Annotated in this window: 22 protein-coding genes, 1 pseudogene and 1 riboswitch; of the genes and pseudogenes, 15 read left to right on the plus strand and 8 right to left on the minus strand. The window is 46.1% G+C overall.

The genetic code is table 11. From position 1 onward, the window contains the following. Positions 1-206 precede the first annotated feature (206 nt). The gene (locus B2M23_RS09435) at positions 207-1268 is read left to right on the plus strand and encodes an alcohol dehydrogenase (protein ID WP_201261616.1); all 1062 of its coding nucleotides are present in this window, start codon (positions 207-209) and stop codon (positions 1266-1268) included. Positions 1269-1278: 10 nt separating this feature from the next. Here B2M23_RS09435 and B2M23_RS09440 read toward each other — a convergent pair whose 3' ends face one another. The 3 genes and pseudogenes from B2M23_RS09440 to msrB all read right to left on the minus strand — a co-directional run. Beyond that, positions 1279-1539, minus strand: coding sequence for a hypothetical protein (locus tag B2M23_RS09440; RefSeq protein WP_038352728.1), 261 nt, complete (start codon positions 1537-1539; stop codon positions 1279-1281). 129 nt (positions 1540-1668) lie between these two features. Next, positions 1669-3663 carry an alpha-amylase family glycosyl hydrolase gene (locus B2M23_RS09445; protein ID WP_038352727.1) on the minus strand — a complete coding sequence of 665 codons (1995 nt, stop codon included), beginning with the start codon at positions 3661-3663 and terminating at the stop codon, positions 1669-1671. Between the two features lie 81 nt (positions 3664-3744). Then, positions 3745-4191 (minus strand): annotated as a pseudogene (msrB, locus tag B2M23_RS09450) (peptide-methionine (R)-S-oxide reductase MsrB); the annotation flags it as partial. Between the two features lie 195 nt (positions 4192-4386). Continuing rightward, positions 4387-4545: riboswitch (M-box (ykoK) riboswitch) on the plus strand. A 271-nt stretch (positions 4546-4816) separates the two neighbouring features. Here msrB and mgtA point away from each other — a divergent pair. The 3 genes from mgtA to B2M23_RS09470 all read left to right on the plus strand — a co-directional run bounded on the left by mgtA (position 4817) and on the right by B2M23_RS09470 (position 9362). Continuing rightward, positions 4817-7468, plus strand: a complete 2652-nt coding sequence (gene mgtA / locus B2M23_RS09460) for a magnesium-translocating P-type ATPase (RefSeq protein WP_038352724.1) — start codon at positions 4817-4819, stop codon at positions 7466-7468. A gap of 209 nt (positions 7469-7677) precedes the next feature. Next, complete coding sequence (locus B2M23_RS09465; protein WP_038353113.1) at positions 7678-8484, plus strand: helix-turn-helix domain-containing protein; 807 nt, start codon at positions 7678-7680, stop codon at positions 8482-8484. A gap of 11 nt (positions 8485-8495) precedes the next feature. Beyond that, positions 8496-9362 carry a PhzF family phenazine biosynthesis protein gene (locus tag B2M23_RS09470; RefSeq protein WP_038352723.1) on the plus strand — a complete coding sequence of 289 codons (867 nt, stop codon included), beginning with the start codon at positions 8496-8498 and terminating at the stop codon, positions 9360-9362. A 59-nt stretch (positions 9363-9421) separates the two neighbouring features. Here the strand turns inward: B2M23_RS09470 and B2M23_RS09475 are convergent, their stop codons facing one another. From B2M23_RS09475 to B2M23_RS09485, 3 genes are all read right to left on the minus strand, one after another. Beyond that, the gene (locus tag B2M23_RS09475) at positions 9422-10678 is read right to left on the minus strand and encodes an MFS transporter (protein ID WP_038352722.1); all 1257 of its coding nucleotides are present in this window, start codon (positions 10676-10678) and stop codon (positions 9422-9424) included. A 137-nt stretch (positions 10679-10815) separates the two neighbouring features. Further along, positions 10816-11466, minus strand: coding sequence for a TetR/AcrR family transcriptional regulator (locus B2M23_RS09480; protein ID WP_038352721.1), 651 nt, complete (start codon positions 11464-11466; stop codon positions 10816-10818). 84 nt (positions 11467-11550) lie between these two features. Continuing rightward, positions 11551-12183, minus strand: a complete 633-nt coding sequence (locus tag B2M23_RS09485) for a CatB-related O-acetyltransferase (protein ID WP_038352720.1) — start codon at positions 12181-12183, stop codon at positions 11551-11553. A 141-nt stretch (positions 12184-12324) separates the two neighbouring features. Between B2M23_RS09485 and B2M23_RS09490 the strand changes: the two genes are divergently transcribed. Together B2M23_RS09490 and B2M23_RS09495 are read left to right on the plus strand one after the other, a co-directional pair. Continuing rightward, positions 12325-12879 carry a GNAT family N-acetyltransferase gene (locus B2M23_RS09490; protein WP_052237298.1) on the plus strand — a complete coding sequence of 185 codons (555 nt, stop codon included), beginning with the start codon at positions 12325-12327 and terminating at the stop codon, positions 12877-12879. Between the two features lie 2 nt (positions 12880-12881). Next, positions 12882-13394, plus strand: a complete 513-nt coding sequence (locus tag B2M23_RS09495) for a GNAT family N-acetyltransferase (RefSeq protein ID WP_038353111.1) — start codon at positions 12882-12884, stop codon at positions 13392-13394. A gap of 31 nt (positions 13395-13425) precedes the next feature. Here B2M23_RS09495 and B2M23_RS09500 read toward each other — a convergent pair whose 3' ends face one another. Beyond that, positions 13426-13782 (minus strand): helix-turn-helix domain-containing protein, encoded by a 357-nt coding sequence (locus B2M23_RS09500; RefSeq protein ID WP_038352719.1) that lies wholly within the window; start codon positions 13780-13782, stop codon positions 13426-13428. A 210-nt stretch (positions 13783-13992) separates the two neighbouring features. Between B2M23_RS09500 and B2M23_RS21155 the strand changes: the two genes are divergently transcribed. Together B2M23_RS21155 and B2M23_RS09505 are read left to right on the plus strand one after the other, a co-directional pair. Then, complete coding sequence (locus tag B2M23_RS21155; RefSeq protein WP_167617838.1) at positions 13993-14160, plus strand: hypothetical protein; 168 nt, start codon at positions 13993-13995, stop codon at positions 14158-14160. Continuing rightward, the gene (locus B2M23_RS09505; protein ID WP_038352718.1) at positions 14147-14479 is read left to right on the plus strand and encodes a helix-turn-helix domain-containing protein; all 333 of its coding nucleotides are present in this window, start codon (positions 14147-14149) and stop codon (positions 14477-14479) included. The genes B2M23_RS21155 and B2M23_RS09505 overlap by 14 nt, the downstream gene beginning before the upstream one ends. 71 nt (positions 14480-14550) lie before the next feature. Here B2M23_RS09505 and B2M23_RS09510 read toward each other — a convergent pair whose 3' ends face one another. Continuing rightward, positions 14551-14766, minus strand: coding sequence for a hypothetical protein (locus B2M23_RS09510; protein WP_038352717.1), 216 nt, complete (start codon positions 14764-14766; stop codon positions 14551-14553). Positions 14767-14940: 174 nt separating this feature from the next. Between B2M23_RS09510 and B2M23_RS09515 the strand changes: the two genes are divergently transcribed. The 7 genes from B2M23_RS09515 (at position 14941) to recN (ending at position 22576) form a co-directional block, all read left to right on the plus strand. Then, positions 14941-15456 (plus strand): PadR family transcriptional regulator, encoded by a 516-nt coding sequence (locus tag B2M23_RS09515; RefSeq protein WP_038352716.1) that lies wholly within the window; start codon positions 14941-14943, stop codon positions 15454-15456. Between the two features lie 151 nt (positions 15457-15607). Further along, on the plus strand, positions 15608-17149 hold the full coding sequence (locus tag B2M23_RS09520) for an MDR family MFS transporter (RefSeq protein WP_038352715.1): 1542 nt from the start codon (positions 15608-15610) through the stop codon (positions 17147-17149). An 828-nt stretch (positions 17150-17977) separates the two neighbouring features. Then, the gene (locus B2M23_RS09525) at positions 17978-18559 is read left to right on the plus strand and encodes a hypothetical protein (protein ID WP_038352714.1); all 582 of its coding nucleotides are present in this window, start codon (positions 17978-17980) and stop codon (positions 18557-18559) included. 68 nt (positions 18560-18627) lie between these two features. After that, complete coding sequence (locus B2M23_RS09530) at positions 18628-19479, plus strand: TlyA family RNA methyltransferase (RefSeq protein ID WP_038352713.1); 852 nt, start codon at positions 18628-18630, stop codon at positions 19477-19479. Further along, positions 19427-20365, plus strand: coding sequence for an NAD(+)/NADH kinase (locus B2M23_RS09535; protein WP_227209041.1), 939 nt, complete (start codon positions 19427-19429; stop codon positions 20363-20365). The genes B2M23_RS09530 and B2M23_RS09535 overlap by 53 nt, the downstream gene beginning before the upstream one ends. A gap of 5 nt (positions 20366-20370) precedes the next feature. Next, positions 20371-20823, plus strand: a complete 453-nt coding sequence (locus B2M23_RS09540) for an arginine repressor (RefSeq protein ID WP_038352711.1) — start codon at positions 20371-20373, stop codon at positions 20821-20823. A gap of 49 nt (positions 20824-20872) precedes the next feature. Continuing rightward, positions 20873-22576: a DNA repair protein RecN gene (recN, locus tag B2M23_RS09545; protein ID WP_038352710.1), complete on the plus strand. Its 1704-nt coding sequence runs from the start codon at positions 20873-20875 to the stop codon at positions 22574-22576. Positions 22577-22665 lie beyond the last annotated feature (89 nt).

A 22665-nucleotide genomic window follows, 5' to 3' on the forward strand; every position in this document is an offset into this window, starting at 1 on the left:
CCTTTGGAAAAAATGCTCAGTTTAGTAAAGAGCATTTAGAAAGGGAGCAGTTGGCTTTTCCTGTCCGACCAGAGTGTGGTGAGAAAGACTATCCAGAAATCTATGTCAGTCCGGCGCCTGCCACCATAAAGGCTCTCGAAACAAATGAGGATGCTCTTAATATGATTTTACATGGCCTACCAGAAGACATATAAGGGAGAAATGAAATGAAGTCAGAAAAAATGATGAAAGGGCTTGTCTGTCACGAGTCCGGCGCCATCGAGCTTTTGGATATGCCGCGTCCAAAGCTTGAGGAAGACACCGACGCCATTGTCCGTGTGACACTCTCAACCATTTGCACCAGCGACCTTCACATCATGCACGGAGCAGTTCCAAGGGCTGTTCCCGAAAAGGTGCTTGGCCACGAGTTTGTGGGTGAAGTTGCTGAGGTGGGGAGAAGTGTTAAAAAGTTAAAACCGGGAGCGCGCGTTGCGGCCAACTGTATCACTTTCTGTGGAGAGTGTGCGTACTGCCGGCAGGGCTTTATCAACAACTGTGAAAAAGGAGGCTGGGAGCTGGGATGCCGGATTGACGGCTGCCAGGCCGAATATGTAAGAGTCCCCTTTGCAGATATGGGACTGACTGAAATACCAGATACTGTCACAGACAAAGAGGCGTTGCTACTTGGAGATATTTTGTCAAGCGGCTACTTCGGGGCGGAGCTCTGTGAGATAAAACCTGGTGATACCATTGCGGTTATCGGAGCCGGACCGGTGGGGCTCTGTGCCATGAGCTGTGCGCGGATGTTTGGCGCGGCCCGGATCATCGCATTGGATATTCAGGATGAACGTCTGAAATTGGCGGTAGAACAGGGATTGGCAGATGAGACAGTCAACCCGTCTTCAGAGGACGCTGAGAAGGCGGTTGCAGCCTTAACAGATGGCCGCGGGGCAGACGGCGTGATCGAGGCGGCCGGCGGCGAGAACACCTTTGAGCTGGCTTGGAAACTGGCGCGGCCCAACGCTGTCGTCGCCCTGATTGCCATGTACGAAAAGGCTCAGACACTTCCGCTTGAAAAGATGTATGGAAAAAATCTGATCTTCAAGACCGGCGGCGTAGACGCTGTGCATTGTGAGCGCCTTATGAAGCTCATTGAGGCCGGACGGATCAATACAGAATTCCTCATAACGCACGAGGCCCCTCTCAATGATATTCTAGAGGGCTACCGTATATTTGAGAAGAAGCTGGATCACTGCATTAAATGGGCAGTGACACCTTATCAACGTTAGCTTTGGTTATTTAGAGGTATTCGAGTATGCCATATGGGGTAAGGACGATGGTGCCAGCAGCGATAAGCTGTTCAGTGCCTTTTTGCAAAGCGCTGAGAGAGTCACAGCCACCGTCTTCCTCCAGCATCAGGGCATAACCCTCTTTCTGCATGCCGGGGTACAGAATAAAGTCCACGCCTTCCTGCATTAACGAAAGCTTAGGATCAATCGCAGCGATGATTTTTTCCTTGAACATGTTTTTCTCATTGGAAGATAAACTAAGAGTTTCCATAAAAGCGCTCCTTTCACAATAAGGAGATGATGCGGCGTAACGCCGTATTCTCTCCTGCAACTATAACATGTGCGGGGCCAAAATACAAGAAAGGGCGGATTACGCATTGTAATATCCGCCTTTTCTTTTTTAACGTGCCGGGGCGTATACGGCGGCTGAGCGTTTTGGAATATACAGGGTGGTAAGCTGACCGGGGCAGTCTGCCTTAGCGTCAATGGGGTCAGGCTCTGTGTCCATCCAGCCGCCAAAATGGCGGGATTCTGTGTTGAGAATGGGCTGATAGCCGTTGTTGTCAGGAAGTGGGATGAAGCCGCTGAAATCTCTTGTGGGATGGAAATTAAAGGCGAAGAGATAAGGTCCCTTTGAATAGAGCAGCAGTTTTGCCCAGGTGTCAATGAGCAGAAGTTCAGACGGATATTCAAGCAGCTTTGTCTCCTTGACAAAATGGATCATGGCTTTGTCAAAATCCTGCAAATAGCGGTATCGAAGGTTTGTGTCCTCTGCCAGATGCCACTGCCGGCGGGCATACTGGTAGCTCCAGCCGTTATCCTCACGCGGGAGATCAATCCATTCGGGATGACCAAACTCGTTACCCATAAAGTTCATATAGCCCTCGCCGGCGCAGGTACAGGTGATCAGCCGGATCATTTTATGCAAAGACATGGCGCGTTCAATAACAGGGTTCTGGTTAAAAACATTCATATCACTGTACATGTCCTGGTCGGCCAGCCAGAACATGATGGTTTTGTCACCGACAATGGCCTGATCGTGGGATTCGGCATAGCCAATGACCTTTTCACCTGGCCGGCGCTGTGTAAGCTCATGCCAGAGTGCGTTTAAATCCCAGTCCTCGTCTCTTAAATCCCTTAATGTATGAATCCAGAAATCGGGGAGGCCCATGCCCAGCCGGTAGTCAAAGCCAAGCCCGCCCTGAGAGACGGGAAGCGCCATGCCGGGAAGTCCGCTCATATCTTCAGCGATAAGGAAACAATCCGGCTTTATTTCCTTTGCAAGGGCAGAAGCCATCTGGAGATAGGTAAGGCCGGACATATCCGTATTGGATGAAAAGTACTGATCGTATGAATTAAAGTTTACGCCCAGGCCATGGTTATGGTACAGCATAGAGGTAACACCGTCAAAACGGAAGCCGTCAAAATGGTATTCGTCCAGCCAGAATTTTATATTGGACAAGAGAAAATGGAGAACCTCGGGCTTATCGTAATTAAAAACCTTTGAACCCCAGGCAGGATGATCACCCTCCGGGCCGGCATGAAAAAACTGATACTCTGTTCCGTCAAATGCTCCAATACCGTCCAGAACATTGCGTGAGGCGTGGGAGTGTACTAAATCGAGGATAACCGCGATACCCAGGCGGTGCGCTGTGTCAATGAGTACCTTTAAGTCCTCGGGAGTACCAAAGCGGGAGGAAACCGCAAAGAAATTAGAAACCTGATAGCCAAAGGAGGCGTAATAAGGGTGCTCCATAACAGCCATAAGCTGGACAGCGTTGTAGCCAAGTCCGGCAATGTGTGGCAGCATGTTTTGTGTAAACTCGCTGAAGGTTGAGACCTCCGGAGCCTCTCCGGCAATGCCGATGTGAGCTTCATAGATGAGCGGCGGCACGGATTGATCGGGGTGAAAGGCCTTATCATGCCATTTGTAGGGCTGTTCGGGATTCCAGATCTGCCCGTCAAAGGCAAAGGTGTCTTTATTTTGTATTACACGCTTACAATAGAGCGGAATCCGGTCAAAGGACTGTTCCTTGGTATTAATATGTACTTTAACCCGTGAGCCATGTGCCAGCGCTTTTTTTCCTGGGAGAAAGACTTCCCATCTGCCGCTGCCCAAAGGCTTTAAAGGGGTAGTGGCTCTATTCCATCCGTTAAAATCACCAATGAGAAAAACAGATTTGGCGTTCGGAGCCCACTCACGGTATACCCAACCATCTTTTTTTCGGTGAAAGCCGAAGTAAAGGTCACCGTCTGCAAAATCAGAAAGGCTCTTTTTATTTTTCAAAAGAGCCTTTTTTTTCATATTAAACCGTTTATTTCGCCATTCGATTGCAGACTTATAGGATTCCAAATAAGGATCTATCTTTAAAATTTCTAAATTAACTGAAGACATTTAATCAACTCCTTAGCTTGCTTTATAAATACCCTTTTGAGTAAAGAATAAAACAACTGAGAGAAGAATTATAGTCTGAAATTATGATAAAACAGGAAGAAGCCAGCCGTAGCCCTCCGCCTCCATTTGATCCTTTGGGATAAACCGGAGCGCGGCACTGTTGATGCAGTAGCGTTCACCGCCAAGGGCAGTGGGTCCGTCATCAAAGACATGACCAAGGTGTGCGTCGCCCGTCCGGCTGCGTACCTCTGTCCGGACCATGCCGTAGCTGGTATCTTTGTGCTCACGGATCGTATCCGGATCAATGGGTTTCGAAAAAGAAGGCCAGCCACATCCGGCGTCGAATTTATCAGATGAGGAAAAGAGAGGTTCACCAGTGGTGATGTCCACATAAATTCCAGGTTCAAACTGGTCCCAGTATTCACCGGTAAAGGCGTGTTCCGTCATGCTGTTTTGTGTCACCTCATAGGCTTCGGGTGATAGTGTCTCTTTTAAGGACTGGTCGTCAGGCTTTTTATATGTATCTGGTACTTTAGCTGATTTTGGGGTATGTTGTTTCATAGGAAAACCTCCTTGCATAAGATGATTTGATTATACCCAATTTGACACAAAGCACGCTTAAATAAAATAATAGGGAGGAGGGAAGGATGTTTCTGTTGATAAACTTAAGAAATCAGCAAAAGCTTGACAAATTGAAACAGAGAAAGTAAAATAGCACTGAAATAAATATTTCGGTAGGTGAGGCTACCACAGGGATATGGATTACTGCCGCAAACTAGTGGAGACACTACAAGAGGGTCAACAGTTTATGTCGAAAACAAGGCATTGACTAATGTAATTTCACCGCCCTGTGAAGCTAAAGCTTGAACGGTGAACGGATAAGAGACGATTTTTTTGATATGTTGTCCTCTGTCATTGCTTGGGCTTTGGCAGAGGTTTTTTATTGCAACAAAATAAGTATAAAGTTGAAAAGGCAGGTGAGAGAAATGGACATTGGACGAGAGAAAGGCATAGGTCCCGGAAGGGCAGAGGAAGCAGTGGAGGAACCGTGCAGACAAAAGAAATGGGTCTGTTTTTCCACCTCCGGCAGCTGCCTTTACTGAGGCTTGTGTCTTAACAGAACTGATAAACAAAAATTCAGGAGGTTAAGACAATGAAAATGATTTTAAATAATGTAAAAGACAGATTGCTGGAGGCCGCCGTTACAGAGCAAAACGCTCTTGTAAAGGCTTATGGTGCCGGAAGCTACAATGAAGAAAAGGCCGCTGAAATGCGTGAGGCCTTTGGCGAAAATAAACTGAGCCGCCATCAGAATGATTCTGTCCTGAAGCGGATTTTTGAGGCTTTTGTCAATCCCTTTACGGTTATTCTGATTGTGCTGGCACTGGTCTCATTTGTGACAGATGTCATGCTGGCAGCCCCGGAAGAAAAAGATCCTGTGTTTGTGATGATTGTTGGAGTCATGGTGCTGATCAGCGGATCACTGCGTTTTTTTCAGGAACAGAAATCAGACCGGGCAGCCGAACGGCTTGGCGAAATGGTTGAAACAACCGCCGCAGTCGACAGGAGTCCGGCCGGAAAAGCAGAGATCCCCCTGGATGAAATTGTGGTGGGGGATATTATCTATCTGGCGGCTGGGGATATGGTTCCGGCCGATGTGAGAATCCTGAACGCGCGCGATCTTTTTATCAGCCAGTCCTCCCTGACAGGAGAAAGCGAAGCGGTCGAAAAGTATGGAAACCCGGTGGAAAATGCGGAGAACGATCCGCTGTCCTGCAATAATCTGGCTTTTATGGGTACGAATGTCGTCAGCGGGTCTGCAAAAGCTTTAGTACTGGCAGTGGGCGATGATACTATTTTTGGTTCTCTTGCCAGCCAGCTGAGTCCAAAGCGTCAGGATACAAGTTTTGATAAAGGGGTCAATTCTGTTTCATGGGTTTTGATCCGCTTTATGCTGGTCATGGTACCTCTGGTATTTTTAGCCAATGGACTGACAAAAGGAGACTGGCCTGAAGCCTTCTTATTCGCGATCTCAGTCGCTGTCGGGCTGACACCAGAGATGCTGCCGATGATCGTCTCGGCAAATCTCGCGAAAAGCGCTGTGGCCATGTCAAAGAAAAAGGTCATTGTCAAAAATCTGAGTGCGATTCAGAATTTTGGCGCCATGGATGTTTTATGTACCGATAAAACGGGGACCCTCACGCAGGATAAGGTGGTTCTTGAATACCCGCTGGATATTCATGGTAATGAGGACGACCGTGTCATGCGCCACGCTTTTCTGAACAGCTGGCACCAGACAGGACTTAAAAATTTAATGGATCAGGCCGTCATCAATCATGTGGATCTGGGAACTGCAGCTGTTTTAAAAGAAGAATACCGGAAAGTGGATGAAATCCCATTTGATTTCAACCGCCGCCGTATGAGTGTGGTTGTAGCAGACGGCACCGGCAAGACCCAGATGATCACAAAAGGTGCCATTGAGGAAATGCTGAGTGTGTGCAGCTATGCGGAGTATAAGGGAAAGGTAGAGCCCATCACCGAGGAGGTCTGGAATGAAATCCTCGAGCAGGTACGGCGTTATAATGACGCTGGTATGCGGGTTTTGGGTGTAGCGCAAAAGACAAATCCGGCACCGGTGGGGGTGTTCTCGGTCGCGGATGAATCCGACATGGTGCTGATTGGCTACCTGGCTTTTCTCGATCCGCCAAAAGAAAGCACCGAAGCGGCCCTGAAGGTTCTTAAAGAATATGGTGTGGGTGTTAAAGTGCTGACAGGTGACAATGAAGTAGTGACAAAAGCAATCTGCCGCCAGGTCGGTATGCCGGCCCGGGAGATACTGTTAGGCTCAGACATTGAAAAAATGGAGGATAACGCCCTGAAAAAAGCTGTGGAAAGGACCGATATCTTTGCAAAGCTCTCACCGCTGCAAAAGGTGCGGATTGTGGAGGCCTTAAAAAATAATGGGCACACCACTGGGTTTCTGGGTGATGGGATCAATGACGCCGGTGCCATGAAAGCCGCTGATGTAGGGATTTCGGTCGATACGGCTGTGGATATCGCAAGAGAATCCGCGGATATTATTCTGCTGGAAAAAGATCTGATGGTGCTGGAAGAAGGTGTGGTAGAGGGCCGTAAAACCTATGCCAACATCATTAAATATATTAAAATGACCGCGAGCTCAAATTTTGGCAATATGTTTTCTGTTTTGGCGGCCAGCATTTTTCTGCCAATGTTGCCAATGCTGCCCATGCAGCTTTTAGTGCTCAACCTGATTTATGACATTTCCTGCACGGCTATCCCGTGGGACAATGTCGATCCGGAATATTTGAAAATGCCAAGAAAATGGGACGCCTCCTCCATTGTCAAATTTATGCTGTGGATGGGGCCTGCCAGCTCTGTGTTCGATATTACCACCTATTTGTTCCTGTTCTTCTACATTTGCCCTATGGTTTTCGGCGGTGCCTTCCATACCCTTGGCCAAACAGCTCAGATAGGTTTTATTGCGCTGTTCCATGCTGGGTGGTTTGTAGAGTCCCTCTGGACTCAAACACTGGTCATTCATATGATTCGTTCGCCAAAGCTGCCTTTTATCGGAAGTCATGCTTCCTGGCAGCTGACAGGATTAACCACCCTGGGGATTGCTGTTGGTACAATTCTTCCCTTTACCTTTATTGGCGTGGCTCTGGACATGGTGCCGATTCCGGGAATGTATTTTCCGTTCCTTATTGTTACAGTGCTGTTGTATATGGCCCTGGTTACAATGCTGAAAAAAATTTTTGTCCGCCGCTATGGCGAGCTGCTTTGAGCGTACTGGAAACCTGTGCAGGCGAAATGTCCTGTACAGGTTCTTTTTATATCAGAGTCACAGCGGTTGTCTCCGGGCGCGTTAAATGATAAAATGTCTGGAAACAGGCTGAAAATAAAGAATGCAACTGCTGGTTGACAAAATGTAAAGAAGGGGTGGTGGCACGATAAACCATGCCTTTGCTAAAATAGGAGACGGAGGTGGAAAAAATGGCATTTCAAGAAAGGCTGCTTCAGCTTAGAAAGCAAAAGGGGTTTTCCCAGGAAACGCTCGCAGAGCGTATGGGTGTTTCCAGACAGGCCGTTTCTAAATGGGAATCGGGATTATCCAATCCGGATATCAATAATCTTGTTCTTTTAAGTGAAATTTTCGAGGTTTCTTTAGATGAGCTCATAAAGGGTGAGGCGCCGCGCGATTCTGAGAAAGAGGAGACTATAAAAGTTGTGGAAGTCCCTTGGAGTCGGCACTATGAATACAAAAGCCGGCGTCATATTGGCGGTATTCCCCTGGTTCACATAAATGTTGGATGGCGCGGCGGACGTTTCAAGACGCATTTCAAGGCAAAAGGCATTATCGCCGTTGGAAACATTGCGACAGGACTTATCTCCATTGGTTTGATTTCATTGGGACTCTTTTCTTTTGGGGCGTTGAGTTTTGGTCTGCTGGCGATAGGAGGGTTAGCTCTTGGGCTGGTGCTCGCCTGTGGCGGCATGGCCGCAGGGGGCATCGCAATCGGCGGCGTTGCTCTGGGAGTCTTTGCGCTCGGCGGACTGGCGGTAGGGATGTTTGCCAGCGGCGGCTGTGCCATCGCTTCCCATATAGCAGTGGGCGGTTATGCAAGAGGGCATATTGCCTGTGGCGACATCGCCAGAGGAGTGCGGATTGTTGAGCGGCAGATCAGCGGCAGCGGCACAGTCATTGACAGTGAGAGGATGATATCAGCCATCAAGCAGGAATTTACAGGAATGTGGGCGCCGTTCCGGGAGTTTCTGATAATGCTTTATGGGGGATGGTAAGGAGTTGAAAAATGAAAATATACATTGTTGATTCATTTACAGAAAAGCGTTTCTTTGGTAATCAGGCGGGGGTCGTTCTTCTTGAAAACGGAGAGGATTTCCCGAATCCGGATTTTATGCGTCTGCTGGCCGCAGAGCTGCGTTATTCTGAAACAGCCTTTGTAAAGAAACTGGAAAGAGAAGCCTTTAATCTGAGGTATTTTACACCAGTGCAGGAGGTTGAGCTCTGTGGGCACGCAACGATTGCGGCCTTTACTGTTTTGCGTGAGGAGGGCGTCATAAAAGCTGGAAGCTACAGGGCTGAGACAATGGCCGGCTCCCTTGAGATCGAAGTATCCGGTAAAGATATTTGGATGGAAATGGCTGCGCCAAAAACCATTAAAACCTTTGAGCGGGAAGAAAGCATCGTTCTTTATGCTTCTCTGGCGCTTGACAAATCTGACGAAGCAGAAGCGATGGCGCCCCAGATAATAAACACAGGCCTCAGTGATATTATGCTGCCGGTAAAAAACCAAAGGGCTTTGGAAACAGCGGTATTAAACGCTCGGGAGGTTTCTCGATTATCTGCTGTTTATGATGTGACAGGGATTCATCTTTTCTGTCTGGAAGAGGATCAGGAAATCACTGCCCGCTGTCGTAACTTTGCGCCAGCCTGTGGGATTGATGAGGAATCCGCCACAGGCACCTCCAATGGCGCGCTGACCTGGTACCTCAGGCAGCATAGCATTATAAAGCCCGGTGAGATCAATCATTTTATTCAGGGCGAGGCTATGGGAAAGCCTTCGGTGATTAAAACAATTTTTGATGAGAAAGAGGAAGAACCGCGCATCCGGGTTGGTGGTACGGCGGTCGTTGTGCTTAAGGGAACGCTTATTTAGATTAACAAAGAGTAAAAGAGATGATGTGTCGTTTTGCCACACCATCTCTTTTTAATGTTCTAATGTTCCTCTGCTGGAATCAGTTCAATGCTTTGAAAAATTTTGCGCGAAGCCAGAGTGATGGCAATGGCAATAAGACCAGTGCCAAAAATGACTGTCCAGGGAGTACTGCCAAATATTTTAAACAGAAAACCATACAGGGCTTGTCCGATGGGCTGTGAACAGACCGAAATTGCCATAATAAAAGACATCACCTTTCCGATTAGGCTTTCCGGTGTAATGATCTGCACATAAGACATCATCATAACAGTAAAAATAGAGGCCAGGGCCATCAGCGACATTCCAAAAAAGGTGATGACCGCGTAGCTGATCATTGACGGCAATCCGAGCAGAAGCACCAGGCCCATTGGAAGAACACAGAGAGCAGAACCAGCCAGAATGAGGTGTGCTTTATCCTGGGTGAGCTTGTTTGAAAGAAGGCTGACAAGAATGCCGCCAAGCAGCGCTCCGGCCATCATGATCCCTTGGGCGATACCGTAAAGCTGGCTGGAAAGGGCAAGGTTGATAGTGATGACTGTAGGCATCCCAATAATAAACATGGAGGTGATAAAAAGGTTAAAGGCACAGACGACAAGCAGGGCTTTAAAAATAACGGGCTGTCGATGCAGAATAAAGTCAAGACTGTCTCGCATATCGCCTTTGACAATAGAAAAAACAGAGCTCTCAGCCGGCCGTTTTTTATAGGGCATATGAATAAAAATTTCCATGACTGCGGAAAGGAAGAAGCTGATCCCGCCGATAAAGATAATGGGGGTAAGGCCAAAAAAACCATAGAGCATACCGCCGAAAACAGGTCCCAGAAGTGAGGAGAGGGACTGTACCTGATTGACGACAGCGTTGGATTTCATAAGGTTTTCAGGTGAGGAAAGCATAGGGATGCTGGACTGAACCGAGGGGCTGTAAAAGGACTGAATAATGGACAGTAACACCATCATAATACCAATTAGAACCACCGCCTGATCAGGGACAAAAACAAGTCCGAAGACAATGACAATTCCCGAGGTGATAAAATCCAAAACGACCATAATATTCCGGCGGTTCACACGGTCTGCAATAATACCGCCGATAGGGGACAGCAGGGCCATCGGGATCATTGATATGGCCATGATCGAGCCAAAAACAGCCGAAGAACCCGTAAGGTTAAGCAGGTAAAGCGGCAGGGCAAAACGTAAAATCGCGTTCCCGAACAGTGAAATAATCTGCCCGATAACGACCAGGGTAAAATCCCGGTTAAAAAGTTTTGAGTTGCTATTCAAAGTAAGAACCTCCAAAAGAATTTTAATACCGACCGATGGTATGTAAAAAACTAAAAAATGATGCTCCTTAAGGAGCAGTATCAATACCGCATACCCAATGCATTAACCGGGCACTGGGTATGCGGTGATGTTTGAATTTACTTTTCTGAGTAAACGGCATCGGCAAATACATCGATGGCCTTTTTAACAGCTTCATTGATAAGATTCAATCCCTGAGAAGAAAGAAGAGCATCAAGAAATTTGATTTTTTCATAAAACTCATCCCGCGTTTTAGTAAACAGCGCAGGCGTAATCCAGAGATTCGACAGCAGAATCAGGGTTTCTGCCAGTTCTTTCGGATATTGGGTATGAATCGAGCCGTCCGCGACCCCCTGTTCAATTAAGACTTGAATGGCTGGAGCGGTGTCCTCCATTGAGGTTTTAACCTGCATGACAAGCATCCGCGCGTTTTTTAACAGGTCTGGGACCATATGATAGACAGCGTGATTAAAGGGGCTTTCCAGCGATATAATCATACACTGCTGCAGGCGTTCCAACCCAGTTTTATTTGTCGGGTTTTGAGTCATTACATCCGAAAGACCCTGTTCCTTGTAAAATCTGTCAGTCACAGCGTCGAGAATTTCTTCTTTACTTTTAAAATGGTGGTAGATTGCGCCTTTGCTCAGGTTTCCGAGCGCATTGACGATATCTTGAATCGTGGTGGCTTCATAGCCTTTTTCCATAAATAATTCCCAGGAGGTGTCCAGAATACGGTTAATTGTTACCTCGGGATGTTTGTTTCTAGCCATAGCTACTTCCTTTTTAGATACATTCGGTTGGTATGTAAAAATAATACCATCATGTTTTTTTATTGTCAAGCCAATCGTTATAATTTAAGCATTCTTCATAAGGGCGTCAATATTTCCAGATGTAATGTCTGTCAGGTGTCTCTGTACCTTCTCAGCAGGCCAGTCCCACCAGCTTATTTTAAGCAGTTTATCAATTGTTTTTTCATCAAAACGTTTTTTTATCGCTTTAGCTGCAATACCGCCGACAATGGTGAAAGGTTCGACATCTTTTGCGACTACAGCTCTGGAGCCTACAATGGCGCCATGTCCAATATGGACACCGGGAAGAATAATGGCCTCATAGCCGATCCATACGTCACTTCCGACAACAGTGTCGCCTTTGTTTTCCCAGCCATCCTGCATTTGAAGCGGCGTGTACCAGTCGTCGGAAAAGAGAGGGAAAACAAAGGTGGATAACGAGTCCATCGCGTGGTTGGCACCGTTCATAATAAACTTGGCCCCACAGGCAATCGACCCATATTTTCCGATAATTAAGCGGTCATGGTTGATGGGATAGTGATAAAGAACATTGTTCTTTTCAAAATTGCGGGGATCATTGACAAAGTCGTTATAAACGGTAAAGTCCCCGACTTCAATTGCGGGAGTTGTTATGGCGTTTTTGAGATAAATACTGTTTGTATCGCCCTTTCGCGGATACATTTTATTTGCGTTTGGCATTCTGTTTCCTCCTTGATGTCTTTTAATGATTATACCACAGTGCATAAGATTTAACCGAAGTATAGAAGGTAAAAAGGCTTTTCTTTTTCCAGAAAAGGTGGTAATATTAAAGGCCCTATTTATGAGATTGGAGGATAGTGTATGATTGAGAAAATACTTTTTACGGATCGACTGGTGCTTAGACGTTCAGAGGCAGTACTTTCGGGACTGGTAGCCAACTATTTTATACGAAACGCAGATTTTTTGAAAGCCTGGGATGCAGCGCACGACTCAGAGTTTTTTACAGAAGCCTGTCAGAAAAAAGCCTTGGAACAGGATGAAAAAAAATTTTTGCAAGGGCAAGGTTTAAGATATTGGCTGATGCCAGAAGATGAAAGCGAGGTTATTGGTAATATTTCTTTTAACAATATCGTTATGGGACCATTTTGTTCATGCTTTCTCGGTTACCGGTTGGATGAAAAAAGGCAGGGCAGAGGGCTTATGACAGAAGCGCTGAGGAAAGGGATTGAAACAGCCTTTGGACCGCTGGGGCTTCACCGAATTGAGGCCAATATTATTCCTAGAAACAGGGCGTCTCTGCGGGTAGTTGAAAAGCTTAATTTTAGGAATGAGGGCTTATCCTCTAAATACTTAAAGATTAATGGTGTGTGGGAGGACCATATCCACATGGTTTTATTGAACGAGGAGATGGAATGAATATGATTTTAGAAACAGAACGATTATCACTCAGAGAAATGAACGATGGTGATTTTGAAGACCTCTGTCAGATGCTTCAGGATCCTGTTGTTATGACTGCCTATGAGCATGCTTTTGAGGATGAGGAAGCAAGACGGTGGCTGGAAAATCAAAAAAGACGTTACCGTGAAGATGGTTTTGGCTTATGGGCCGTACTGCTCAAAGAAACCGGAGAAATGATCGGGCAGTGTGGCCTGACCTGGCAGTGTGTGGGGGAAAACAGTGTTTTAGAGATTGGCTATCTGTTTAAGAAAGATTTCTGGCATAAGGGTTATGCGACCGAGGCAGCCACAGTCTGCAAGCAGTATGCTTTTGAGGTTTTAGACATCGACGAGGTCTATTCCATTATCCGAGATACAAACATCGCCTCACAGGCCGTCGCAAAACGTAACGGAATGACGTTGAAAGGCAAAATCGTCAAGCACTATTATGAAATGGACATGCCCCATTTGCTTTACTCGGCAGTAAGAAAATAAAAAAACTCCCCTTTTGGGGAGAGGACAGAATTTAAGTCTCTTTATCAAGGGCAATCCGGTGCTTTTCATAAGTTTTTATCATGTCCAGCACATAGATTTGTTCCTCAGGGCGGAGATCAACCAAAATTTCATGAATCTGTGTTAAAATCTCATTAGCATTCCACTCGGGGAGTGGATAGGCCATCGGCCCCTCATCACGGAGCAGCCACTCTTTGCTAATTTCCAGTGTTTTACAGATCGTATCGACATAAGAGACCCTCGGATGTTCTGTTTTGTCGCGTTCAATATCTGTGATAACCGTACGTGAGGTGCCTATTGCTTCAGCCAGTTTATCCTGAGAAAATCCTTTTGCTTTGCGCGCTTCTTTCAACCGTTCTCCGATACTCAATAGTCAACCCCCTTTTATCGTATTTGTTTTTTAAATTTACCATACTTGAGACCCGCTGTCAATCAGGGAATTAGGCGATATAAGCTTTGCCGTTACCAGTGTTTTAAATACTTAGTTGACATTCAGAGTGAATTAATATAAAATGAATTTAATAAACGAAAAAGAATATAAAATACATATACTTAGACCTGATGAATGGAGGAGATTCCAGTGAGTAAAGAAAATGCAGTTGTTGAGGAAATTCTCGAGCATTTAAGTCAGGCCACACCTGAATTTCAAAAGGAAATTCTTTCGGTGGTAACAGAACTAAAGGCGACCTCGGATCCCGATGATACAGCTTTTAAGGAAAGAAAGGAGCGCAGAAATGAAAGAACTTAACCATAAAGCCATTGGTTTGAGAATCCGAAAGCAGCGGACGCTTCTAAAAATGAGCCGTGAAGAACTGGCATGCAAAATAGGAGTTTCCACTACATTTTTGACAGATATAGAATTGGGAACAAAGGGATTTTCGCTTAAGAGTCTGAACCGTTTTTCTCAGGTGCTTAAAATGTCAGCAGAGGCCATTTTATATGGATCAGAAAATGGCAGTAAAAAGACAAATCTGCTGGATACGCTAACTCAGTGCCCCGAAGAAATGATCAACTATGCTGAGGAAATAATTTTGATCTTCCTTCTGAGTCACGAATACGAACAATAAATTAAACAGCATGATAATAAAAGCAAATAAGGATTTTTGGGAAAAAGCCTTTATTTGCTTTTTATTTTATGTCAGTATTCTATTTTCTGAGGTGCAATGCCGGCCAGGTCAGATTCATCTAAATAGATTGAAATTTCGCCACATTTTGGGCAGACCGCAGCTTTTGGCTTTCCGATCATTTCGCCAAAAGTACCCTCTTTTGTAACTTTCAAGCCATTTCCTGAGCTGTCAATTTTAATGTCAAAGCTTTCATTCATTTCATATTGACAATGTGGACAAATTCGCATTTGCTACACCTCCGATTATGTTTTATAGTCTTATTATAACACATTGTATGAAATTGGTGAAGCTATTTAAGTATGTTTGTAGAAGGACACACTCTGAATTGGGTATTGACTTTTGTGAAAAAAAGCTCTATACTGATACTAGTCTCAACTATACTAGTCGTCAAAGGAGAAGCGATGTCAACAGTTAATTTATTGATTCTGGGTGTCTTAATGGAACAGCCCATGAATGCTTATGAAATGCAAAAAGTCATGGACAGCCGCTATATCAAACGGTGGACTAAGATCAGTACGCCTTCTATTTATCGAAATCTTGTGACGCTCTGCGATCGGGGATATATTGATGGAGAGGTGGTTAAGGAAGGGGAAATGCCGCAGAAAACCATTTATACCATAAACGAAAAGGGAAAGGACTACTTTTTCGATTTGATGGAGAAATGTATAGATAAGCCTGAAACAGTCTATCTGCCCTTTACGGCGTTTATCGCGAACATCGAAAAACTTGATGATGCGACTGGAAAAGCAATGCTTGATCGATTATATCAGACATTTTTTGACAAAGCGCACCGACTGGAAGCAGTAGCAAAGGCGCCTCTGGTCTATCAGGGAACTTCGGTCATTGATTTGAACCGGAGAATGTACCTGCTGTTTTGTGACTGGATCAAAGAATTTAAAGAGAATTATTACGGATGACCGGCATTACCGTTTATCCGTTTATTTTCAACTGAATAGTATATTTGATAGTAGTATAGAAGAGATTGATCCGCCTATGATGCGGTTTTCTTTTGAAATTTTAGTATCATTGAGACTAGTATTAAATAGATGAAGAAAGGATTTTATTTTAATGAAAAAAGCAGAAAATACATCAACCACACTGATTTTGATCGGTGTAATGGTCAGCCTTTTGCTGGCGGCCCTTGACTCGACAGTTGTCAGCACAGCGATGAAGCCTATTATTGAGGATTTAGGCGGCATGGCCTATTACGCATGGCCCTTTACAGCTTACATGCTCTGCTCAACCATGGCGACGTTAGTCTGCGGCGGTATTGCGGATATTTATGGTCATAAGCCACTTTTTATGGGTGGTATCATTGCTTTTAGTCTGTTTTCAATGATTTGCGGGATATCCCAGAATATTTTTCAGCTCATTACATTCAGAGGTCTTCAGGGGATTGGCGGAGGTTTAATCGCAGCCAGCGTATTTACTGTGGTGGCAGATGTATTTCCACCTCAAAAACGAGGGAAATATATGGGGATGGTTTCATCAATGTATGGACTGGCCAGTGTCATAGGACCTCTGGCCGGAGGTTTTTTTGCAGATCATTTGGGATGGCGGTGGATTTTTTATATGAATTTGCCCATTGGTATTGCAGCCGCTGTACTGATTGGTATAGCACTTCCAGGAGTTAAAAACAACCGTGGAAAATTGGATGTATCGGGAATCCTTTTGTTAGCTGTGGGAGTGGTTCCGCTGCTGCTGGTTTTGAGCCTGGCAGGTAAGGAAATTAGCTGGTTTTCACTTCCCATGAATCTGGCGCTTTTATTCTCGACATTGGCGATGGTCGGATTCGGTTTTTATGAGAAAAAGGCTGTAAACCCCATTATACCACCATCATTTTTGACTAACCGGGCCATCAGCTTTTCTTTTGCGGTCGCTTTTTTAGCTCAGTTTGTCATGCTTGCCGCCATTGTTTATCTGCCATATTATGCCCAGGGTGTTATGGGAATTTCAGCAACGGTATCGGGCATTATGACTATTCCTATGATGCTGGCCCTGTTGATTGCCAGTAATTTTACAGGCAGAATGATTTCGAAATATGGAAAAGCGCCAAGATTGTCGGTCGTATCCTTTGTCATTCTTTTGTTTGGGACGTTTCTGCTTTCGCGTATTGGGTCGGGCACGCCTTACGTGCTAGTGGTCGCGTATATGTCGATCCTGGGGTTTGGCATTGGTATGAGCATGCCCATTGCAAATGTCAACGCTCAAAATGCCTGCCCACCGCCTCAGATAGGAACGGTGACCTCGTCGGTACTGTTTTTTAGAAATATTGGCGGGACAGTAGGATCTTCGCTGTGCGGGGCCATCATGAACGAAGGCCTGGCAAAGGGGATGTCAAATCTGGATGCAGGCAGCCTTCCAGATACCGTTGCTGCTCTCCTGAAAAACCCTCAGGTTATCATCAACGCAGATGCGGTTGACCAGATTCGCGCAGGTATACCGGCAGCCCTTGGCGATGGTTTTAATATACTGCTGGGGCAGGCCAAAGCAGTCATTGCACTGTCGGTAGATCATGTTTTTCTGCTTTGTGTGGCAGTAGGTGTTCTGGGCATTGTGGCTTCGTGCCTTATGAAGGAAGCGCCCCTGCTTTGGAAAACAAGGCCGTAAAAAAGCGCCGCCATCTTTAGCATAGCTGCTCCCTTTAATTAGGAATGTGATTTTAGAAGATGCTCTGGCGCATATTCACTCAATATTCACGATTTTTGGGAAATGCAGCTTAAATATTGTTTAATCTTTACATATTTATACAGTTTTTCACTTGTGATAAAGAAAGGAAGGTGATATAATCTTATACAGGTGGTGCAGTATTCTAGTCGGCACTGTTGATCACCAGGGCGGGCCTAAAAATCCGTCGAAGGGCATATCGATGAAGTCCCTTGTGAATGCTTTTGACGCCCAGTTGGGGGTGTTCACTGGGGGTTAAGGAAGATGGGGCAACCTGCAATGGCATGTGGGCTTCTGACCCTGCTTCCGTGGAGACCTGTCTAATGATAGGGAAAACCTGTGAATGTGTTTCATTCTGTAGTGGAATGGAGTGCTGAAACAGTGTAGCCTGCCTTGAGTGGCTTAGGTGGATGGACTGACAGTTTTATAATTTCCAGGGCCCGGAGAGTATAAGATATTGCGTTCGAAACCTAATCTGCAAAAGAGGCTAAGGATCAATGGGTGTTGTCGAGGAAAACTCCTAGACTGCTCGCAAGAGGTATAGTGGGGATTATAGTGCACACTTAGTGGTAATTCAGTCCTGCATCCGGTGACGCTGCAGACTACATGTAAAGGGAAACCGCTTTGACGGCGACGTCTTAGTCATGTTTTGGGAAATCCTACTGAACCTATGTCGCAAAGTTTACTCATTATGCTACCACCCCATGAAAGAATGTGAAGGAATTATGCGTCGCATAATTCCTTTCTTTTTAGTTTAAAACTGGAGAATTGATGAAAACAAACAAGAAAAATTTGTCTAAAAAGGAATTAAAAGAGCGCAAGCACCGCCATTGGGTGATTGGAGTTTCCATTGGAACCTTCTTTTCGACCATGCTGGTCACTTATATTTCAGATACGCTTTTAGCCCATACGGGCCTTCTGATTTCTTTTCTTATTTTATTTGCCATTATTGCTTTTGGGATATTGGCAGATATTGTAGGTGTGGCCGTGACAGCCGTTAATATTGAGCCCTTTAATGCTATGGCCGCCAAAAAACTAAAGGGCGCTAAGACCGCGGTCTCACTTGTCAGGAATGCCCCGAGGGTATCTAATGTCTGCAACGATGTCATCGGCGATATCTGCGGCATTGTCAGTGGCGCTACGGGCGTCAGCATCGCTACACAGCTTCTGCGCTTTTATCCGCTCTTTAACGCGGTTATTTTGAGTCTGGTAATGAGTGGCTGCATTGCCTGCCTGACGGTTGGCGGTAAGGCTCTTGGCAAGGACCTGGCAATGAAGAACAGCACCTCTATTATCCATGGCTTTTCGGTGCCTGTGGCGACCGTTAAGATTTTATTCAAGGGCTGTGAATAACAGCCCGGTTTTGCTGGGAGTATTATGCCGGTAGACCGGTATCATTTTATAAATAGAAAGTAGAATGTATGAAAAAAGAACGATTTGATAAATATCTCGTTGATCACGGCTTTTTTGATTCTCGGGAAAAGGCTAAAAAAGCAATTATGGCCGGGTTGGTCATGGTGAGCGGCCAGGTCAAGGATAAAGCGGGAGAACAGCTGGCAGTGGACTTAGACCCATCCGTCATCGAGATCAAGGGCAATCCCATCCCTTACGTGAGCCGGGGAGGACTCAAGCTCGAAAAAGGGCTTGCGGTTTTTTCGTTTCCGGTAAAGGATGGTATTTTCCTTGATATCGGCGCGTCGACCGGGGGCTTTACAGACTGTCTGCTGCAAAATGGCGCGGCAAAAGTATACTCGGTGGATGTGGGATACGGGCAGCTTGACTGGCGTCTCCGCGGAGATGAACGAGTAGTGTCCATGGAGCGCACGAATTTCAGGAATCTGGAAAAGGATGCGATCCCGGATAATGTGGACGGAACGGTTATGGATGTCTCCTTTATTTCCATTACGAAGCTTCTGGACGCGATCCGTTTGTTTTTAAAAGATGGCGGAAAAGGTATCTGGCTTATTAAGCCGCAGTTTGAGGCGGGGCGCGATAAGGTGGGTAAGAACGGTGTTGTCCGGGATAAAAAGATCCATCGAGAGGTACTGGATCGGACGCTTATGCAGATTATGGAAAAGCATTTTAAGATTTTAGGATTGGATTATTCACCAATACAGGGGCCTAAAGGGAACATCGAATTTCTCTGCTATGTTGAGAAATTGACAGAGACTGAGACTGCCGGGCTTGAAAACCGGGAACAATTGATTGAGCAGGTGGTTAATGCAGCTCACAGTGCGTACAGTAAGAAGGATGGGGAAAGCAATGATGAATGAAGTCGGCATCTATCTCAATTGCGATAAAAGCGACAGTGTGGAAATGGCCGCGAAGTGCATCCGCTATCTAAGAGGGCGGGGAATACATGTCGCTCTGCTCAATCATCAGATGGAGCCGGATGGAGACCCTGGGGTGCACATCTATCCTAAGGATGAATTTTATAAAAAGCCGGACTGTATTGTGGTATTGGGCGGAGACGGAACACTGCTGTCTGTTGCCAGGGCTTCCTGCATTTACGATATGCCCCTTTTTGGCATTAACCTTGGAAAGCTGGGATTTCTGACAGAAGGTGAAGCCTCTAACTATGAGCATCTGTTAGAGGCGCTGTGCGACGGTGAGTTCTTCCTTGAAAAGCGTATGATGCTGTCCTCCTGTATTCATCGGCCGAATGGTGAGAGTGAGACCTTTCTGGCCCTTAACGATGTTCTGGTAAAAAATACCGGGTTTCGCATGATGGACATTAAAGCCTACGCAGGGAAGAACGGCGAGAACATGATCGACTTTTTCAGAGCGGATGGGCTGATTATTGCCAGCCCGACCGGTTCAACCGCCTATTCGCTGGCGGCCGGCGGACCGGTTGTGGCTCCGGGAACAGATGTCATGATCGTCAATCCCATCTGTCCGCACCGGCTCCACGATCGTGCTTATGTGATAGCCGCAGAGGAAGATATCACTATTCGTTTTGATGAGCGCGAGCGGGATATTATTGTGAGCTTTGACGGACAGAATATTATCCCCATTGGCGCGAGGGATGAGGTTGTGGTGAAAAAAGCACCCTATACCGCCAATTTAGTCCGGCTCAACAATGTGAATTTCTACGATCGTCTGAGGAAAAAGCTTTCTGACGATGTGCTCAGCAATATCAGCAATAAAGACAGGAGGTAGCTGCCGTGAAAGTAGCAAGACAGACTAAAATCATTGAAATTATTGAAAATAATCAGATTGAAACCCAGGAGGAGCTGGCCGAGCACTTAAAGCAGAGTGGCTACAAGGTGACTCAGGCTACGATTTCGAGGGATATTAAGGAGCTTAAGCTTATTAAGGTCATGGGGCAGGACGGACGCCAGTATTATTCCTCCTTAAAAGATATGGGTACCATATACGATGAGCGTGTGGTAGCTGTTTTCAGGGAATCTGTTTTAACAGTAGATACAGCGACCTTTTTAGTAGTGATTCATACACTGCCTGCCATGGCCCAGGCGGCGGCTCTGGCCATTGACTCCATGGAGTGGAATGAAGTAGTTGGCACTGTAGCCGGAGACGATACCATTTTTGTCGCCGTCCGGGAACAAGATGATGTCAATGAAATCGTAAGCCGCTTTAAAAAATTGATGAAGCCCTGATGGCGTCGGATAAAATAGCCGACAGACTTAAAGCACAGGAGAGGTTTTTATGCTGTTAAATATCGTCATTAAAAATTATGCCCTGATCGAGGCTTTGAATATCGACCTGGATCCGGGGCTCAATGTGATCACTGGGGAAACCGGGGCCGGTAAATCCATTGTTATCGACGCGCTTACACTACTGTTGGGGCAGCGGGGCAACAAGTCTAATATCCGCCACGGTGCGGATAAAATGGTGGTGCAGGGATTGTTTGATATTGACGGAAATCAGGCAGTTGCCGCCAAGCTGGCCGAATTCGGTATTGAGCCAGAGGATGGGCGCCTCATTTTGACCCGTGAGATAGATACCAAGGGGAAAAATGTATGTCGGGCAGATGGGATGATCATTACTGTAACACAGCTCCGGGCCATCGGCGACAACCTGATTGATATCCACGGACAGCATGAGCATCAGTCGCTGTTTCAGCGGGAAAACCACCGGCATCTTCTGGATGACTTTGGCGGGGATCTGGCCAGGGAACTGCTGGGCGCTGTGGTGGAAGACGCTGCGAGACTTAAGGAGCTCAGCCAGAAAATCCGCGGACTTGAAAAAGATGAGCGGGAAATGGAACGTCAGAAGGAAATGTTCTTATATGAGCTTAAGGAAATTCGGGCCGCCAAGCTGATCGACGGTGAAGAGGAAAGCCTGGAGAGTGACAAAAAGATTCTTGTCAACAGTGAGCAGCTTTTCAGAAGCGCCAACGAAGCCTACCAGGTTTTAAACGGTGACGAAAACGCCTACCAGACCGCCCTCCTGGCGTTGCTGACCGAGCTGGGCGACCGTATACGCAATATTTCGGAGATTGACAGCGGCTTTAAGGTCTATGAGACTGTGGTGGAATCGGCTTATCAGGAGCTTGAGAACCTGTCTTTTGAAATCCGCAGCTATATTGACGGTATTGACTTTGACATGAATAATCTGGATGAAGTGGAGAAACGCCTGGGCGTGATTACCGGGCTCAAACGAAAATACGGAAGCTCGATCAAGGAGATTCTGGATTATGGCGCGCTGCTGGAAGAACGGCTTTCTGGCCTCATGAACCGCGATGAGCAGATCGAAAAATTTCAGAAGCAGTATAAAAAAATTCTGAGAGACTATGAAAGCAGGGCCAACGCACTTCATGAAATGCGCAAAAAATCCGGGCAGGTATTTAAGGAAGCCCTTGAACATGAATTGAAGGATCTGGCTATGGAAAAAACCGTAGTACAGGTGCAGATCATCCAGGAAAAGAAGCTGATCTCACCCAAGGGACAGGATCAGGTTGAATTTTTGATCTCAGTTAACCCCGGGGTGCCGCCCAAGCCGCTGCGCAAAATTGCTTCGGGAGGGGAAATCTCCCGCATCATGCTCAGCATTAAAAGTATTTTTGGCGACCGCGACCGGATCCAGACCATGATTTTTGACGAGATTGACACAGGTATCAGCGGGAGGACGGCTCAGGCAGTGGCTGAGAAGGTTTTTGAGCTCAGCAAGACCCACCAGATTATCTGTATCACCCATCTGCCACAGATTGCCTCGATGGCGGATAAGCATTTTCTGGTCGAGAAAAAATCGGCCGACGACAGTGTTGAGGTGAATTTTGGACCGCTTGGAGAACGGGAACGCCAGAATGAGCTGGCCCGGATGCTTAGCGGCGCAGAGGTGACCCAAACGACCCTTGATCATGCTGCCGAAATGCTGGAAATGACCAAAAAGTTAAAAAAGACAAAATAGTAGCAGTCCTTAAAATGCGAAATGCGCAAAATGAACAAAATAGTGCATTAACAAGTGAATAATTTTTAGGTAGAATAAAGCAAGGTAGA

The sequence above is a fragment of the Eubacterium limosum genome, assembly GCF_000807675.2.
Taxonomy (GTDB): domain Bacteria; phylum Bacillota; class Clostridia; order Eubacteriales; family Eubacteriaceae; genus Eubacterium; species Eubacterium limosum.